Origin of the sequence: Thalassolituus marinus (genome assembly GCF_020320395.1) — a bacterium.
Taxonomy (GTDB): Bacteria; Pseudomonadota; Gammaproteobacteria; order Pseudomonadales; family Oceanobacteraceae; genus Venatoribacter; species Venatoribacter marinus.
On the sequence record NZ_JAEDAH010000004.1, the window covers coordinates 1 to 17,289 of the forward strand.

14 protein-coding genes are annotated in these 17,289 nt (G+C 51.9%); 6 read left to right on the forward strand and 8 right to left on the reverse strand.

Features of this window, described 5'->3' with window-relative positions; genetic code table 11:
* Positions 1–104: 104 nt before the first annotated feature.
* Entirely contained in the window at positions 105–893 is a 789-nt protein-coding gene (locus I9W95_RS00920) for a hypothetical protein (RefSeq protein ID WP_225670796.1), read from the reverse strand.
* 528 nt (positions 894–1,421) lie between these two features.
* On the opposite strand from I9W95_RS00920, the gene I9W95_RS00925 reads away from it, so the two are divergent.
* Entirely contained in the window at positions 1,422–2,246 is an 825-nt protein-coding gene (locus I9W95_RS00925; protein WP_225670798.1) for a lysophospholipid acyltransferase family protein, read from the forward strand.
* 21 nt (positions 2,247–2,267) lie between these two features.
* Here the strand turns inward: I9W95_RS00925 and I9W95_RS00930 are convergent, their stop codons facing one another.
* From I9W95_RS00930 to dnaA, 6 genes are all read right to left on the reverse strand, one after another.
* Positions 2,268–3,239: a lipase secretion chaperone gene (locus I9W95_RS00930; protein ID WP_225670800.1), complete on the reverse strand. Its 972-nt coding sequence runs from the start codon at positions 3,237–3,239 to the stop codon at positions 2,268–2,270.
* Positions 3,236–4,204: a lipase family alpha/beta hydrolase gene (locus I9W95_RS00935; protein WP_225670802.1), complete on the reverse strand. Its 969-nt coding sequence runs from the start codon at positions 4,202–4,204 to the stop codon at positions 3,236–3,238. Before I9W95_RS00935 ends, I9W95_RS00930 begins: the two co-directional genes overlap by 4 nt.
* Positions 4,205–4,678: 474 nt before the next feature.
* Positions 4,679–7,096 carry a DNA topoisomerase (ATP-hydrolyzing) subunit B gene (gyrB, locus tag I9W95_RS00940; protein WP_225670810.1) on the reverse strand — a complete coding sequence of 806 codons (2,418 nt, stop codon included), beginning with the start codon at positions 7,094–7,096 and terminating at the stop codon, positions 4,679–4,681.
* Between the two features lie 89 nt (positions 7,097–7,185).
* The gene (gene recF / locus I9W95_RS00945; RefSeq protein WP_225670812.1) at positions 7,186–8,271 is read right to left on the reverse strand and encodes a DNA replication/repair protein RecF; all 1,086 of its coding nucleotides are present in this window, start codon (positions 8,269–8,271) and stop codon (positions 7,186–7,188) included.
* 167 nt (positions 8,272–8,438) lie between these two features.
* Positions 8,439–9,539: a DNA polymerase III subunit beta gene (dnaN, locus tag I9W95_RS00950; protein WP_225670821.1), complete on the reverse strand. Its 1,101-nt coding sequence runs from the start codon at positions 9,537–9,539 to the stop codon at positions 8,439–8,441.
* Between the two features lie 100 nt (positions 9,540–9,639).
* A complete protein-coding gene (gene dnaA, locus I9W95_RS00955; protein ID WP_225670823.1) occupies positions 9,640–11,175 on the reverse strand; it encodes a chromosomal replication initiator protein DnaA in 1,536 nt (511 codons plus the stop codon).
* A 520-nt stretch (positions 11,176–11,695) separates the two neighbouring features.
* Between dnaA and rpmH the strand changes: the two genes are divergently transcribed.
* The 5 genes from rpmH to mnmE all read left to right on the forward strand — a co-directional run bounded on the left by rpmH (position 11,696) and on the right by mnmE (position 15,681).
* Complete coding sequence (gene rpmH, locus I9W95_RS00960) at positions 11,696–11,830, forward strand: 50S ribosomal protein L34 (protein WP_225670825.1); 135 nt, start codon at positions 11,696–11,698, stop codon at positions 11,828–11,830.
* A gap of 30 nt (positions 11,831–11,860) precedes the next feature.
* A complete protein-coding gene (gene rnpA / locus I9W95_RS00965; protein ID WP_225670826.1) occupies positions 11,861–12,265 on the forward strand; it encodes a ribonuclease P protein component in 405 nt (134 codons plus the stop codon).
* A complete protein-coding gene (gene yidD, locus I9W95_RS00970) occupies positions 12,213–12,509 on the forward strand; it encodes a membrane protein insertion efficiency factor YidD (protein ID WP_225670834.1) in 297 nt (98 codons plus the stop codon). The genes rnpA and yidD overlap by 53 nt, the downstream gene beginning before the upstream one ends.
* A 2-nt stretch (positions 12,510–12,511) precedes the next feature.
* Positions 12,512–14,155 (forward strand): membrane protein insertase YidC, encoded by a 1,644-nt coding sequence (gene yidC, locus I9W95_RS00975; RefSeq protein WP_225670836.1) that lies wholly within the window; start codon positions 12,512–12,514, stop codon positions 14,153–14,155.
* Positions 14,156–14,277: 122 nt separating this feature from the next.
* The gene (gene mnmE, locus I9W95_RS00980) at positions 14,278–15,681 is read left to right on the forward strand and encodes a tRNA uridine-5-carboxymethylaminomethyl(34) synthesis GTPase MnmE (RefSeq protein ID WP_225670844.1); all 1,404 of its coding nucleotides are present in this window, start codon (positions 14,278–14,280) and stop codon (positions 15,679–15,681) included.
* 39 nt (positions 15,682–15,720) lie between these two features.
* On the opposite strand, the gene I9W95_RS00985 is transcribed toward mnmE, so the two are convergent.
* Complete coding sequence (locus tag I9W95_RS00985; RefSeq protein ID WP_225670846.1) at positions 15,721–16,800, reverse strand: saccharopine dehydrogenase family protein; 1,080 nt, start codon at positions 16,798–16,800, stop codon at positions 15,721–15,723.
* Positions 16,801–17,289 lie beyond the last annotated feature (489 nt).

Consider the following 17,289-nt stretch of genomic DNA (forward strand, 5'->3'; position numbering starts at 1 on the left):
GTTCCCCTGGTAGGCAGTAGGCACTGCGGATTTAAAAGTCGTTTATAGAAAACAGATACCTTTAAAACTGTGGGACAGCAGTGGGCGACTGCCGGCTTTTTTTGTTACTGCGTATGTGAGTAAAAGAGCGCCTGCTCAATCATACTGTCAGGCTCACTCAACAACAGCCCGGTCATGCCGGTGAACTCGGAAGGCAGTGGTACGCCCAGGGTAAGCTTTTGCTCTTCGAGACGCGCAAAGTCGATATCACTTAAGGTCTCTGCACTGCTGATTCCCGCATCACCATCACTGTCCGTCAGTGTCACCACCATTGCCAGATGTTCGCTGATAATCGAGCCGAGAGTCATTCCCTGCATCTGTACATCGATTTCACCGTGATAAGCCTCCGGCATCACATACCACAGATTAATCCGGCCTGAGTTTCTGCTGACCAGTAGTTGTGTATTACAGCCTGCCAGTTCCATCAGTGTGTCGTCGCCATCGCTAATAATCAGACGCGCACCATGATCAGTATGCAAAGGAATCAGTTCATTCTCCCCGACAATCGGAATAACACCATCGCCAACACGGTAGTCGAAAGTAAGCTGACTGATGGCGTCCATAGCCGAATGATAGACCTGTGCCGCTGGCTGTTCGTCGCCAGGCTCCAACGCCGGATTTTCAATGTGTACCAGCTCGCCTGAGCCGCTACCATTGAAATACTGAGTGGCAATATCAGGCAGACAAATCGCTACATCCAGGCCGCCTGTCAGTGGACTCAGCAACAGGCTGACGGTGGTCGTACTGTCAGCCGTTACCTGAGCACTGCCACTACCGGTTGCAATCAGATCCTCACCGTCATAAACCGCTACGCTGATACTGTAGCTACCCAGCGGTAATTCAGAAAAGCTCACAGCAGCCGTCTGCTCGGTAATGCCCGCGGTTAATTGGCGCTCCAGCAGATCGTTGAAAACCCTCACCTCCACGCGAGAGGCGGAGACACCGGCATTCAGCGCAGCGCTGACATCAACGGTAAACGCCAGCGTTTTCGTTGCTTCGGTGCTTATCGGATTTTCTGGCGTCAGCTGAATGTCAGACTGCAGCTGGTTTTAGCTACCATCTCCCCCACAGCCCGCCAGGGCTGATGCCAGTGCCAGTACAGAGGTACAACGCAGTGATTTGTGCATACGATTTCCTTATTCTTATTAGCGTACGGAGCAAAATTTTCTGCCCTTTGGGAAATCTATCAACAAGGTACCATGGTGCCAGTTAAATAATTCCATCCTGATGCTTACGGCTTAACCCGTGTATGCTGAATGGCCTCTGCGTAAACACGGCATGCCTTAAAGAAGACAGGAAAAGGTTTGAGGAATTCTGGTAACAAACCAGAACACACACTGATGGTATAAAGATGTAATAACTACCAGAACAGCGGCGGCCCTATGGCAACATCCACGGACAAGGCAAACGACACATCGGCTATAGCCGAAAGCATCTTCAAAGTCAGAACCACCTTCTTTTACGCCTGGCTTACCCTGGTTACGCTCATCTGGTTTATTCCCAGCTTTACCATTGGTATCTTCCTGCCGCTGAAAGCACGCAACTATTTCGTCATGGTAATTCCCTGCCAGATCACCATATGGGGGTTACGCCTGCTGTGTGGCATACGCTGCGAGGTCGAGGGGCGCGAACACATTCCCAGCGATGGCCGTGGCTATGTTTTACTGAGCAAACACCAGAGCACCTGGGAAACCTTTTTTCTGCCAACCCTGATTGCACCGCATGTGCAGGTGGTGAAAAAGGAGCTGTTTTATCTCCCCCTGTTCGGCTGGATGCTGAACCTGATTCACCCGATTTTCATTGATCGTACGCATCGCACCAGCGCCCTGAAACAGGTGATCTCACAGGGCTCCGACCGGCTGCACAGTGGCATACACGTACTGGTCTTTCCCGAGGGCACACGCGTTGCCCCCGGCAAACGTAAAACCTTTTCCAAAGGCGGAGCGATGCTGGCAACCAAAGCCGGGGCACCAGTACTGGCCATTGCCCATAACTCAGGTGAGTGCTGGCCAAATGACTCCTGGGTAAAACGTCCGGGTACCATTCGCCTGGTGATCAGTGCACCTGTAGAGCCAGATGCAGAGCTGACCACCGCCGAACTGAGTACACTGACCGAAAACTGGATTAACAGTCAGGTCGACCGTATCTCGGCGACCCCTTTCACTGGTGAGTTGGTCGCGGCTGACAGCAGTGGCAAACGCTTCTAGCCCAGACAGTCAGCAAGGAAACTAGAGCCCGTCGCTGCCAGTAAGCAGGCCTGTCAGGGCTCTGACCCGCAACCATTCTGATGAATCAAACTGCGCTGCCAGCAAGCGCTGATAAGCCTGCTCGGCATCTGCTCCTTCCAGACCGGCTTCTTTAACCTGCGCAATATCGCGTCGAAAATTGTCCAGTCGCTGTTGCCAGTTCGCACGCTGACTGTCCAGTTGCGACAGGCGCTGAGCCGCTTCTCCTCCAACCAGCTGTGCACGTTGCTCATAGCGCTGTGCAGCCGATAAGTCAGAACGATCAATGGCCAATAACCGCTGCTGCTGTTGATCCTTGTATTGCTGAAGACGGGTCGCCTCTGGCAGCCCGGCCTGCAAATTAAGCAGCGCCTGCTGTCGGACATCATCCGCTATATCCGATGCCATGAGGGCAGCCCTCTCCAGCGTGTAGTTATCCAGTCTGCGGTCAAAAGCAAACAGTATCCCGGCAACATCAGGTCCGAGAATCTGGTCCTGCAGCGCAACCAGCGCGCGCTGGCGATCCTGCAGCAGCGCCAGGTACTCTCCCTGACTGACGTCATCCGGTGGCGGATATTCCTGATCCAGTGAGCTGAGCGCCTGCCTGTAAGACAGGTAGTCGGCAAAGATAGTCTGCGCCTGCTGCAACGCCTGCCCCTGCAGCTGAGCAGCCAGCGCCTGTTGCACGCGCGCAGAAACATCCTGCAGGCTATCCGGCCCAAGGTCCTGCAGGTAGTAATCAAACAGATCACGCAGTGCCGCTGTTATCTGAAGTTCATTATTCAGACTGAGCAGCTGCACACCATGCCCCTCAGAGGTCGCCTGTGTGGCAGCCAGGGGAATACTTACAGCATTGCTACCCAGCTCCACTTCTTCCTGGTCTGTAACGGTAATCGATGTACCGGGCCGCAGCAGCCCGGTGGCAACAATCGCCAGCAACAGAGTGCCTGCAAAGTAAGGTAAATACTTACTCACAATCCGGCTTGCTTCAGGCGATTAGCATGTGTGCGGTATAAGCTGAGCGGATCGGTACTGGTCAGAGAATGCAGACCCAGCACCTGGTTTATAAGGTCGCCATGGTTCATCGCATAGTCATCGCGAATGACTTTACCGAAATGACTTGAGCAGCGACCAGTAATGCCATCATTCTTTTCGCCGCCATGCAGAAGACCGGTTGTCGCAAACAGGTAGTCCAGAGGGTCAAGAATATTGGTAAATGGCTGCGCTCCCGCCCAGGAGTAAAGACGAATACTATGCCCCTGCAGCGTTACACTGGCAGCTCCCTCACCACAGCTGGTTGCAGGTAAACCAGCAGGAAAAGCGCGGTTAAATGCCTGTGCGCCCTCACGGGTAAACTCACGGGTTAATGAGCGCGCATCACCGGTTCCGACACTGTCGCCGGACAGGCGGTCAATCAGGCTACCGACTGCGTTTACTACGGTTTCAAACAGACCGCCCTGTAATGTTCCCTCCGCGAATACCCCGTTCAGAACATCCGCAACAGGTGCGCCCTGGTGAGGCGACCCCATCGTCGTCACCGATGCCACCAGATCAGGCCGTACATTCATCACGTAGCGCGATGTCAGCCCTCCCTGGCTATGAGCGATAAGGTTAAATTTTTCAATACCCGGATGGGTAGCGCGGATGTTGTCCAGTTCAGCGATCAACTGCTCGCCGCGACTGACAGAATCATTAAAGGCATTGATGTGCGCTGTGAACACCGTTGCACCTTCTGCTTCCAGCTTATCCGCAATCTTGTACCAGTAATCCACACCAGCGATGGAATCGAACGCCAGAATACCCTGCACCAGCATGACCGGATAGCGGGTCTGAGTGTAACCAGTCGCCGGAGAAGTCGACATGGCCAGAGAACTGCCACTGAACAGCGAGGAAGTCAGAAGAAGAGCACAGGAGAGCAGGCCCGAGGCGAGCTTAGACATAGTGAGTACCATTGTTGTTATTGTTAGACGCCCATTATAGGAATCTGTATAGGCCATCGCGCATGCCATTTCAGGCCACTATTGCCATATTGGAACGTCAGTACGTCTATTCAGGAAATATATCTGAGGTCGTTGACTCAGTCTGCTCGGCTATCAGATGGGCGATCTTTAGCGTGCGGAGTCACAAAGGAAATAAAATTCAGTGAATTTCTGATGCAGTGGAACTTTCCTGCACACTGATATTCAAAGTACTTAGTGAGCACATATACCGTCAGGTTATCGTTTCTTGCTTTCCTTCGTTAAGTCCAACTCTCTCCAAGATCCCGGACTTCTTTAAGCCGCTGTTATTACAGCGGCTTTTTTTATGCCCAAATAAAAAGCCCCACTTACATCTGTAAGCGGGGCTATCATTTCGCCTCTCACTGAGAGTCGTGTTCCACGTGGAACACTCTCTCAGCTAAACGTTAAACCGGATCAGAAATCCAGGTTCGCTACGTTCAGTGCGTTGGCTTCGATAAACGCACGACGCGGTTCAACGTCATCACCCATCAGGGTGGTAAACATCTTATCGGCGCCGATGGCGTCTTCGATGCTAACGCGCAGCATACGGCGGGTTGCCGGGTCCATAGTGGTTTCCCATAACTGCTCAGGGTTCATCTCACCCAGACCTTTATAGCGCTGGATGTTGAAGCCTTTCTTGGCTTCGTTCAGCAACCACTGGATGGTGTCCCAGAAGTCCTCAATCACGTGTACACGTTCACCACGCTGAATATAGGCGCCATCTTCCAGAGTCGCTGCCAGTTTCTCGCTCATAGTGGCCAGCTTGTTGTAGCCAGAGCCAGCAAAGAAATCCGCATCGAGGTAGAACTCTTTCGGAATACCGTGAGTGATCACTTTCACCAGCACTTTGTTGCTGTTGTGCTCAGCGTCGGATACAACTTCAATATGGAAGTGGCTACCACTACGGCCGGCATCAGGCAGTGTCTCACGCAACTTAGAGGTCCATGCTTCTGCCGCTGCTTTATCAGCCAGAGACTCCGCGTTCATACGCGGCAGCGTAAGCAGTTGATGCAGCACTTCACGTGGCAGCATATTGGCCATACGGCTGACGGTATCCTGTGCTGCACGGTAGTCTGCAACCAGCTCAGCGAAGGATTCATCAGTGATGCTTGGCGCGTCTGCAGACGGATGAAGTGCGGCTTTATCCAGTGCAACATGGGTAAGGTAAGCTTCCATCGCTTCCTCATCCTTAATGTACTGCTCCTGCTTGCCACGCTTGATTTTGTACAGCGGTGGCTGCGCAATAAAGATATGGCCACGCTCGATGATTTCCGGCATCTGACGGAAGAAGAAGGTCAACAGCAGCGTACGAATGTGCGCACCGTCGACGTCCGCATCGGTCATGATGATGATGCTGTGATAACGCAGTTTATCCGGATTGAACTCTTCACGACCGATACCACAACCCAACGCGGTGATCAGAGTGCCAACTTCAGCCGATGACAGCATCTTGTCGAAGCGAGCTTTTTCTACGTTCAGAATCTTACCTTTCAGCGGCAGAATTGCCTGAGTCCGGCGGTCACGACCCTGCTTTGCAGAACCGCCCGCGGAGTCACCTTCCACCAGGTAAATTTCAGACATGGCAGGATCTTTTTCCTGACAGTCAGCAAGCTTGCCCGGCAGGCCAGCGATATCCAGAGCACCCTTACGACGGGTCATTTCACGCGCCTTACGGGCAGCTTCACGAGCACGTGCAGCATCGATCATCTTACCAACCAGGTCTTTCGCCTGCTGTGGGTTTTCCAGCAGGTAATCGGAGAACAGACGACCCATTTCCTGCTCAACAGCAGGCTTCACTTCACTGGACACCAGCTTGTCTTTAGTCTGCGAGCTGAACTTAGGGTCCGGCACTTTAACCGAGATAATCGCTGTCAGGCCTTCACGGGCATCGTCACCGGTGGTGGCGATTTTCGCTTTCTTGGCCAGGCCTTCTTTCTCGATATAGGTGTTCAGGCTGCGAGTCAGTGCGGCACGGAAACCCGCAAGGTGAGTACCACCATCGCGCTGCGGGATGTTGTTGGTATAGCAATGGATGTTTTCCTGGAAGCTGTCGTTCCACTGCATCGCCACTTCAACCGAGATGCCATCTTCACGCTCAGCGTTAAAGTGGAACACCTCGTTAATCGCATTCTTGCCTTCGTTCAGGTAGCCAACAAAAGACGCCAGACCACCTTCAAATTCGAATACATCTTCTTTGTCAGCAACACGCTCATCTTTCAGGTGAATACGAACACCTGAGTTCAGGAACGACAGTTCACGCAGACGCTTGGCCAGATAATCGTAGCTGAATACAGTTTTGGTGAAGGTTTCCTTGGATGGCAGGAAACGCACGCTGGTACCTGTGGTATCGGTAACACCGACTTCTTTCAGCGGGTAATCCGGCACACCGTGGGTGTATTCCTGCTCGTATACCTTACCGCCACGACGAATGGTCAGTTTCAGCTTTTCTGACAGTGCGTTTACCACCGAAACACCTACACCGTGCAGACCACCGGAAACCTTATAGGAATTGTCGTCGAACTTACCGCCGGCATGCAGCACAGTCAGGATAACCTCGGCTGCAGACACGCCCTCTTCAGGGTGCAGTTCAGTCGGAATACCACGACCGTTATCGCCAACCGATACAGAGTTATCTTCGTGGATAACCACGTCGACCTGATCGCAGTGGCCCGCCAGGGCTTCGTCGATGGAGTTATCCACCACCTCGAACACCATGTGGTGCAGACCGGTACCATCGTCGGTATCCCCGATGTACATACCCGGGCGTTTGCGTACGGCATCCAGGCCCTTCAGGACCTTAATACTCGACGAGTCGTAACTCTGCTCACTCATTCGGTGTTCCTCTTAATATTCTTTGCGTCGCGGGCTATTCCGCTTCAGCCCGCTTTCGAGCCTACAGATAAGGCGACAGTGTCTTATTGTCAGAAGCTTTCCTGGTTGACGCACCCATGTTCCACGTGGAACAAACAGGCATCTTCCGGCTTCCAGATATCTGTCAGTTTTTCTTTATCAATGCTCGTGATGAAGACCTGACATTTTAAATCTTCCAGCAGCTTGCATAAAGCAAAACGGTGTTTTTCGTCCAGTTCTGATGCAAGATCATCAACTAAGTAGATGGTTCTCCGACCACTCTCCTGCTGGAACATTGCCCCCTGGGCAATTTTCAAAGCCGCCACGACCGTTTTTTGCTGACCCCGGCTAAGAATCTCGGCAGCAGGCTGCTTGTCCACCTTTATACGCAGCTCTGCGCGATGAGGCCCTGCCTGGGTATAGCCAAGCACCATATCACGCTCCTGCTGACGCTCCAGGACATCTGCAAGCTCCGAATCCTTATCCCAGCCAGGGTAATAAGCGAGTTGCACTTTGGTATCCGGGTCGAGGGCAGCTAAGATTCGTTCAAACTCCGGTTTAAAGCGTTTTAGGTAATCTCGCCGATACTGATCGATCACCAATGCGCTCTCGATAAAGCCTTTGGTCCATACCGACAACCATTCATCTTCCTTTTGCTTAAGCACGGAGTTGCGCTGTTTAAGCTGCTTGCGGAACGTCTTCCACTGTTCCATGAAGGAATGTTCCACGTGGAACACTCCCCAGTCGATAAACTGGCGTCGTTCTTCCGGAGAACCCGACAATAACCTGAACGTGGTTGGATCAATCACCTGCACCGGTAACCAATGAGAGGCCTCTGCTTGGGAAGTCAGTACTGAACCATTCAGCTTAAGCAAATGATCGCCACCTTTAAGACGCAAGCTATCGAGGTGGCATTCGCCAAGACTTTCATCCTCGACATTCATTTCAATCTCAATGCGATCAGCATCGTGAGTCAGCACATGCTTAAGCTGAGAGGTACGGAACGATTTGCCAGCCGCCACCAATACGATGGATTCAAGGATGCTGGTCTTACCCGAACCATTGGGTCCGTAGATGAAATTCACACCGGAGTGAAGAGAAAGGTCCAGCGGCTGCAGATTACGCACGCCGCTGACTTTAAGCTGCCGGATTGGCATAGAGACTTCTCATAAGAAGGACACCTGAGGAAAACGTCCTCGAGGCAGCCATCGCAAGGCGGCAACAGGTGAATAAGCGCAGTTTATGACTTTATAAATGAGCATTATGAACCTGTTCTTAACAACGCGATGGCAACGCAGATAGTTTTACCTGATCTACCCCTTAACTACAGGCGCATCGGCATAACAACATACATGGCATCGCCACCTTCAGGCTCTTCCAGCAGTGCGCTGCTGTTAGGGTCAGACAGGGTCATTTTAACCAGCTGTGTATCGAGAACACCCATTACATCCTGCAGGTAGGAGACGTTGAAACCCATTTCCATGGCATCGCCGGCGTACTGTACCGCCAGTGATTCTTCTGCTTCTTCCTGCTCCGGGTTATTCGCGAATACCTTAACCAGATCCTGCTCCAGTACCATACGCACACCACGGTACTTCTCGTTGGAGAGAATCGCAGTACGGTTGAATACCTGACGCAGCTCGGTACGATCGGCCAGCATCACGTTGCTGCCGTTCTTCGGAATAACTCGGTTGTAATCCGGGAACTTGCCATCCACCAGTTTCGAGGTGAAAGTGAAGTTATCGGTACGGGCACGCAGATGATTGGTGCTCAGCGACAGGCTGACACTGGATTCAGGGTCTGTCAGCAGCTTAGCCAGCTCCAGCACGCCTTTACGCGGCAAAATGATCTGCTGTGCTGTGTCAGGACCAGAAATAGCAACGTTACAGGTTGCCAGGCGGTGACCGTCAGTTGAAACCGTACGCAGAGAGTTTGGTGTTACCTCGAACAGCATACCGTTCAGGTAGTAACGAACATCCTGCTGAGCCATAGCAAAACTGGTGCGATCAATCACGCGACGCAGCGCAGATTGCTCCAGAGCAAAGCTCTGCTCACCGGCAATGTTTTCTACGTTCGGGAATTCGGTGGCTGGCAAAGTCGACAGAGTGAAACGCGAGCGACCAGAGCGGACGTTCACACGCTGCTCTTCCTGCTCGACTTCAATCTGGGCACCATCCGGCAATGAGCGGCAGATATCCATCAGCTTCTTAGCTGGTACCGTAATCTCACCTTCCTGGCCAACTTCGTCCAGCGTAACGCGTCCGACCAGTTCGACTTCCAGATCCGTACCAGTCAGCGACAGCTGCTGGCCTTCTACCTCAAGCAGTACGTTTGAGAGTACTGGCAGTGTCTGGCGCTTTTCTACTACACCGGCCACCAACTGCAGAGGACGAAGCAGGGCTTCCCTAGAGATAACGAATTTCATGGTTCTCCACTCTGGTCCTGGGCGAGTTCATTCTGAACAGCGCCTCTGATTGCGTTAAATCGTAAATTGTCTGGTCTTTCCGACTGATAAATCAGCCAGATCAGGTTGTCAGCGAGCGCAGGAGATTTTTGTAGTCTTCCCGCACATCGGCTGTTGTTTCCTGTAATTCTTTAATCTTGCGGCACGCATGCAGAACTGTTGTATGGTCACGACCACCAAACGCGTCACCGATTTCCGGCAAACTGTGGTTCGTCAGTTCCTTGCTCAGAGCCATCGCCACCTGACGTGGACGGGCAATCGAGCGGGTGCGGCGCTTAGATAATAAATCAGCCATCTTGATTTTGTAATACTCAGCCACAATTCGCTGAATATTGTCGATGCTGACCTGTTTATCCTGCAACGCGAGCAGATCTTTTAACGATTCCTTAATAAAAGGAAGCGTGATTTCGCTGCCGGTAAAATGTGCGTTGGCGACAACACGCTTAAGCGCACCTTCTAACTCGCGCACATTGGAGCGAATTTTCTGAGCTATAAAGAAAGCAGCGTCATCCGGCAGGTTAACGCCTGTCTGCTCTGCCTTCTTCATTAAGATAGCAACCCGGGTTTCCAGCTCCGGCGGCTCAACGGCCACCGTCAGGCCCCAACCAAAACGACTTTTCAGTCGCTCTTCAAGGCCGTTAATTTCTTTCGGGTAACGATCGCAGGTCAGAATCATCTGCTGACCACCTTCAAGCAGCGCATTAAAGGTGTGAAAAAACTCTTCCTGGGAACGCTCTTTACCGGCAAAGAACTGAATGTCATCAATCAGCAGCGCATCGAGGCCACGATAGAAGCGCTTGAATTCATTAATCGCATTCAGTTGCAGGGCTTTTACCATGTCCTGCACGAAGCGCTCTGAATGTACGTAGAGCACTTTGGCGTTCGGGTTCTTGCTTTGCAGGTAGTTACCCACAGCGTGCATAAGGTGCGTCTTACCCAGACCCACACCACCATATATAAAGAGTGGGTTGTAAGAGCCACCGGCATTCTCCGCAACCTGACGTGCAGCCGCATGAGCCAGCTGGTTCGATTTACCTTCAACAAAGGTTTTAAAGGTAAACGAAGGATTAAGGAAACTCTGGTGCTGCAAACCCCCTTCTACCTGCACTTCACGCTTAGGGCGCACTGGTGCAGGCGCTGGTTCATTGAAACCGGAAGTAAATGAAGGAGCAGCAGGTGCTGGCGTGTTCGCCATAAAAGACGCATCAGCAAAGCCAGCATCATCAAAGGTGATTTGCTCAGGCTCATGCCTTGGTGCAGCAAAACTGATGTTTCCTGCTGGCGCTGAAGGCTGTGGACGAGGTGGCGGGTTCACCGGGCGGCTGACATCAGGGCGCTGAAACATCGGTTGTGCTTCACCGACAGCAAGCTCTATATGGGTAATACGGCCACCATTCAGATCAGACAGAATTTCCTGAATGCGCTGCAGGTATTTATCTTTGACCCAGTCTTTTACAAAACGGTTAGGCGCACTGACAACCAGCTGACCGCTGTCATCATTCGCCACCAATGGACGAATCCAGGTGTTGTACTGTTGAGCCGGAAGTTCATGCTGAAGTTGTCCCAGGCATTCCTGCCACAGTGCTGTGAGTGCCACTAGAGTCTGTCCACTGTCGAATTTCAAACGAGCCGCACATTCTAACTGAGCCGGGACAGGTTATCCACAGAAAGTCCTTTGAGTGAGCATCAAGGATAACTTTGTGGATAAACTACCGGGTTTCTTCCGGACAGAATTGTGGAAAAGTCTCTGTTTCATTCAAACGTCTGTTTCATTCACATTTCATCCCGAGCTTACTGACGTCTGTTCAATAGCATTCCAGCAGGAAACCCATAGACTTATGATTCCAGCAAACCATTGATTTTTATAGATTTTTTGCGGTTATGCACAGATAAGGCCTGACTAATACATAAAAATAACGAACTTCTCTCCTTTCTTTCCTCAATACATATTCATAAGTATTTCAGTCAGTAAGATCCCAATGTGAAAAAACCTGAAATTCATTCAGAAACCAACATGAAAAATCACTGCAAATACGGCGTTGCTATTACTGGTGGTTTCTCATACAATTCACGCCCTTAAAAATTTGCCCCTATTCACTTAACTGGGTGACAGTGATATGAAACGTACTTTTCAACCAAGCGTACTGAAGCGTAAGCGTACTCACGGTTTCCGTGCTCGCATGGCTACCAAAAACGGTCGTCAGGTTCTGGCTCGTCGTCGTGCTAAAGGCCGTCACAGTCTGACTGTTTAACTGATCATCTGACGCTGCGTAGTTTTATTGATGTCAGAGATCGCGTTTCCCCGCACAGCGAGAATTCTCAAACCTGCGGAATTCAAACGCGTTTTTGACAACACTGAACTGCGCGGCAGTTCGCCTCACCTTCTGGTGCTGGCAACGTCGAATGAGCAGGACCAGGCCAGACTCGGCTTCGTGCTGGCTAAAAAGCAGATCAAACGGGCTGTAGACCGCAACCGGATCAAACGATTGATTCGGGAATCTTTTCGCCATCGTCAGAATGAGATGGCGTCCCTGGATTTTGTGGTTCTGGCCCGCTCTGGTCTCGCCGAACTGGACAACCAGCAAATTCGTGAGATGATTGACGGCCTTTGGTTCAGATTGAAGCGCCCATCTAATGACAGACAAGCAAAAGGCAACCGAAACAACCGCCGCAAAACCCGGCGCTAAAGTGTTGTTGTCGCTTATCTCTGTCTATCGCTACGCAATCAGCCCTTTACTTCCCAGCCGTTGTCGCTATTTCCCTACCTGTTCTGCTTACGCTGAAGAAGCAATACGCCGTTATGGTGCTTTGCGCGGTGGTCATTTAGCTGTAAAACGGTTACTCCGGTGCCATCCCTGGGGCTCCCACGGTGTGGATCCGGTACCTGATTTACCCAACCATTCCTCTCATTGTTGTCAACGGAAACCCTAATCATGGATATCCGCCGCACGGTCATTTTTATTGGCTTGGCCATTAGCTCGTATTTCCTCATCCTTGCCTGGAACGACGACTACGGTCAGAAACCTCAGTCTCAGGCAACGACTGCTGAATCCACTGTTATTACCCCTGATCTTCCTGATACCACTGATGCAGCATTACCTGCGTCCAGCGATGCTCCTCAGGTAGCAGGCAGTGAACCGGTTGTGGCTCAGGCCAGTGGTGAACTGATCCGCGTCGAGACTGACGTACTGAAGCTGGTGATCGACCCGCGTGGTGGTGAAGTAGCGGAAGTTAAGTTGCCGGCTTATCCGGTTGCTGTTGATCAGAAAGATGTGCCTTTCACTCTGATGGAGCGCTCTCAGACACGTACTTACGTGGCACAGAGTGGTCTGCTGGGTACTGACGGAACTGATAATCAGGGTCCGGCGCTGTACAGCAGCGAAGCAACCGCTTACACACTGGAAGAGGGTCAGGACGAACTGAAAGTTGTTCTGACCACTCAGACTGACAAAGCGATTGTGGAAAAGGTGTTCACCTTCCGTCGCGGCGACTATCTGATGGATATCAGCTTCAATGTGAAAAACACCTCGGCTGAAGCCTGGAATGGTGTTTTTTATGCGCAGCTGAAGCGTGATGGCTCAGGTGATCCATCGGCAGCGAACAATATGGGGATGTCTGCTTACCTGGGTGCTGCTCTGACGACTTCAGAAACGCGCTACGAAAAAGTAACCTTCGACGATCTGGAAGACTCTCAGTACAAGAGTGTTCAGACTGGCGGTTGGGCAGCGATTCTGCAGCACTACTTCCTGGCGGCCTGGGTGCCAGCTAAAGAAGAACAGCACACCTACAATGGTCGCTTCGTTAAAGGCAACTACATCTTTGGCTTCTATGACAACGTAACCAGCATCGCACCGGGTGAAAGTGCGACTATGGGTGCGAGCCTGTATGTCGGTCCTAAGATCCAGGATCGTCTGGCGGAGATTGCTGAAAACCTCGATCTGACTGTCGACTACGGCTGGTTGTGGTTTATCGCTCAGCCTCTGTTCTGGCTGCTGGGCTTCTTCCATGGCCTGGTTGGTAACTGGGGTGTGGCAATTATCCTGCTGACTGTGCTGATTAAGGCGGCGTTCTTCAAGCTGTCTGCAACGTCTTACCGCTCGATGGCCAACATGCGTAAAGTTGCGCCGAAGATGCAGGAGATCAAAGACAAGTACGGTGATAACCGCGAGAAGCTGGGTCAGGAAATGATGAAGCTGTACCGCGATGAAAAAATTAATCCGCTGGGCGGCTGTTTACCGATTCTGGTGCAGATGCCGGTGTTTATTGCACTCTACTGGGTACTGATGGAATCCGTTGAGCTGCGTCAGGCGCCGTTCTTCCTGTGGATTAAGGATATGTCGGTAATGGACCCTTACTTTATTCTGCCGCTGATCATGGGTGCTTCCATGTTCATCCAGATGAAGCTGAACCCGACTCCGCCAGATCCGATGCAGGCGCGTGTTATGCAGTTCATGCCGGTTATCTTTACCATCTTCTTCCTGTGGTTCCCTGCAGGTCTGGTTCTGTACTGGGTAGTGAACAACATCCTGTCGATTGCACAGCAGTATGTGATTACCAAACAGATCGAAAACAGCTGATTGCTGTGATCGGACCAAAAAAGGCGCTGCGGCGCCTTTTTTGTTGCCCTAAAATAGCGACTTATCAGTTATAAGAACATCAGCGTGCGGTATACCTCCGGCACCACAGATCAGGACCCGTTATGACCAGCCCAGTTCATCAGGACACCATTACCGCGATTGCTACCGCCCCCGGTCGTGGAGGCGTTGGTATTGTGCGCGTGTCGGGTAGCAAGGCGATGGCGATTGCACAGGCAGTGCTGGGCTTTGAACCAAAGCCGCGCTATGCCCATTACGGACCTTTCAAAGCAACAGATGGCACTGTGCTGGATGAAGGTATTGCGCTGTTCTTCCCTAACCCTAATTCCTTCACTGGTGAGGATGTGCTGGAGTTGCAGGGTCACGGTGGACCAGTGGTGCTGGATCTGTTGCTGAAAGAAGTGGTGGCGATGGGTTGTCGTCTTGCCCGCCCGGGAGAATTTTCCGAGCGCGCCTTCCTCAACGACAAAATGGACCTGGCTCAGGCTGAAGCCATTGCTGACCTGATTGACTGTGCTTCTGAGCAGGCAGCCCGCTGTGCCTTGCGTTCAATGCAGGGCGAGTTCTCAAAACGTGTGCATACATTGCTGGATCAGCTGATTCAGTTGCGCATCTATGTGGAAGCGGCGATTGATTTTCCGGAAGAGGAAATCGACTTCCTGTCCGATGGCAAAGTGGCAGCGATGCTTGATGGTGTCGAACGCGAACTGCAATCGGTAATGCGTGAGGCAAGCCAGGGTGCGATTCTGCGTGAAGGTATGAATGTGGTGATTGCCGGGCGTCCGAACGCTGGTAAGTCCTCACTTCTGAATGCTCTGGCAGGCAAGGAGCGAGCAATTGTTACTGATATTGCCGGTACCACCCGCGACGTTCTGAAAGAGCATATCCATATCGATGGCATGCCGTTGCATATGATCGACACCGCAGGCCTGCGCGATGCGCCGGACGAAGTCGAGCGCATTGGCATTCAGCGAGCCTGGGATGAAATCAGTCAGGCTGACCGCGTGTTGCTGATGATCGACTCGAGTAAAACCAGCGCAGAAGAAACCGATCCGGATAAACTGCTGCACGCGCTTTACGATGAGCGCGGCTTACAGCAGCAGGCGACTGAACTGCTGAACAGTGGCCGTGTCACGGTTATCCGCAATAAGGCAGACTTATCCACAGAGGTGCTGGGGTATCACGAACAGGGTGGCTACCCGACTATTACCCTGTCGGCTAAGCAGAATGCTGGCGTGGATGTGCTGCGTAAGCACCTGAAAGATGTGATGGGATTTGATGCTGCAGCAGAAGGTGGTTTCCTGGCCCGTCGTCGCCATATCGATGCACTGAATCGTGCTCAGGATGCAATTCAGTACGGCCGTCAGCAGCTGGAAGGTATGGGGGCTGGCGAACTACTGGCCGAAGATCTGCGTATGGCGCAGAACGCGCTGAATGAAATTACCGGTGAATTTACTGCTGATGATCTGCTCGGAGAGATTTTCGGCAGCTTCTGTATAGGGAAATAAAACAGCGTGGCGGCGTCTGCCTGCCACGCGTCAGGTTTATCAGCTGATCTGCAGCGTACCGGATTCCGGTAAGCGGCTCACCAGCTCCGGACCGAGCAAGCCGGCCGGAGTATAGGTGCCGGCAGCAGGCTGATTTGTCAGCAGATAATCAACCACGGTCAATGAGCCGGTAATGGTCAGACTGTAGCCATTGGCCGTGCGAATGCGCGCTGTTTTACGTTCCCCCCGAGCATTACTCACTTCTCCCCATACGTAAGTCGGCATACTGGCTCGCTTGTTCTCATTGGGTCCTTTCACTGATTTTCCAATACGCGCCTTAATCAGATTCTGAACCCAGCGAATACCAAGCAGAGGGCGGATATAGTTCGCTCGCTTAGCGCCGGCAATCAATGCAGGAGAGCCCGGCAGGAATACTTCAATGTTGGCAATGCCGGTGGTGTGGTACGCAGTAGATACATCCCCCCAGGGAATGGTCATCGCTGTTTTTTCGCCATCGCCAAAATCAATGCGGCGGACTTTATAGGCGAGTGGCACGGATGTGATGACACCATTACGACGAACTTTACCGCCCTGCGCCATGCCTTCTACCGATGTTTTTGCAGTGCCTGGCGAAAAGCCTGAGCGGGTATCAAAACCCAGCGTCAGGTGAGTAGCATCTGGCATGGCTTGTTTCAGCGCAGCAGCTACGCAATCGGTTGGAATCACATCAAAGCCGACGCCAGGGCAGACTACAATTCCTGCCCTCTCTGCTTGTTTATTCAGTGACTGAGCCAACTCAAACACGGCTATTTCACCAGTAATATCCAGGTAATGAGCTTTAGCCTGAAGACATGCGTTAATCATAGGTTCTGCAGTAGCGGAAAAAGGCCCAGCGCAATTAAGCAGAAGATGGCACCCCTGAATCTGGCCTGCGGCATGATGAGTGTCGTTAAGGGTGAAAGCCCGTGCCTCTAATCCCAGCTCATTCGCCAACGGCTGAATTTTTTCCAGGCTACGCCCGGCAAGAATCGGACGCTGGCCACGGCGCACAGCTTCGCGGGCAATTAATTCTCCGGTGTAGCCATTGGCACCATAAATCATCCAGCTGGGTTGAGTCGGGTGAGCATTATTATTGGTCATCGTTTTACTCCGTTTATCGGACGCCTGTTAGCTGTGATAGTCAGTTTCAGACTGAAAATCCCCCTGAAACTGTGAACAAATCAGCCTCTGACTCTACCCTTGAAGTTAACTTTAAGGTCAATAGATTTAATGGAATAAAGAAGAATTGTTTTTAAGGTTTACTGGCACCCGAATTGAATATTTGAGGATTTCGTGTTGCTCAGGAGGAGTCGTGATCAGACAGTGATACAAGAATTCCAGGAGGGCTGTCGGATAACTCGTAGACCAGTTATTGTTCTGAAAATAAATGACTGACTTAACCGCGAGCAGGCAGCGCATTCAGCGCAATTGCCAGATTTCTCCGGCAGCTTTTTATATACCCAGCAGCTCATTGCTGTCCCATAAATTTTTATTTGAACTTTTGCGAGATATTCCAGGCCCCTTGTCCTCATAGAGGGGCCTTCCCCCTCTCGCCGGACGGGCTATCTCCCCGCTTCGCGCTGTCCTGGC

Excerpts from the sequence above, each read along its gene's own strand:
- rnpA (WP_225670826.1), top strand. The coding sequence starts at position 11,861 with ATGTCAGAGATCGCGTTTCCCCGCACAGCGAGAATTCTCAAACCTGCG.
- I9W95_RS00935 (WP_225670802.1), bottom strand. The coding sequence starts at position 4,204 with ATGTCTAAGCTCGCCTCGGGCCTGCTCTCCTGTGCTCTTCTTCTGACT.
- rpmH (WP_225670825.1), top strand. The coding sequence starts at position 11,696 with ATGAAACGTACTTTTCAACCAAGCGTACTGAAGCGTAAGCGTACTCAC.
- yidC (WP_225670836.1), top strand. The coding sequence starts at position 12,512 with ATGGATATCCGCCGCACGGTCATTTTTATTGGCTTGGCCATTAGCTCG.
- recF (WP_225670812.1), bottom strand. The coding sequence starts at position 8,271 with ATGCCAATCCGGCAGCTTAAAGTCAGCGGCGTGCGTAATCTGCAGCCG.
- I9W95_RS00925 (WP_225670798.1), top strand. The coding sequence starts at position 1,422 with ATGGCAACATCCACGGACAAGGCAAACGACACATCGGCTATAGCCGAA.
- dnaN (WP_225670821.1), bottom strand. The coding sequence starts at position 9,539 with ATGAAATTCGTTATCTCTAGGGAAGCCCTGCTTCGTCCTCTGCAGTTG.
- mnmE (WP_225670844.1), top strand. The coding sequence starts at position 14,278 with ATGACCAGCCCAGTTCATCAGGACACCATTACCGCGATTGCTACCGCC.
- yidD (WP_225670834.1), top strand. The coding sequence starts at position 12,213 with ATGACAGACAAGCAAAAGGCAACCGAAACAACCGCCGCAAAACCCGGC.
- gyrB (WP_225670810.1), bottom strand. The coding sequence starts at position 7,096 with ATGAGTGAGCAGAGTTACGACTCGTCGAGTATTAAGGTCCTGAAGGGC.
- I9W95_RS00985 (WP_225670846.1), bottom strand. The coding sequence starts at position 16,800 with ATGACCAATAATAATGCTCACCCGACTCAACCCAGCTGGATGATTTAT.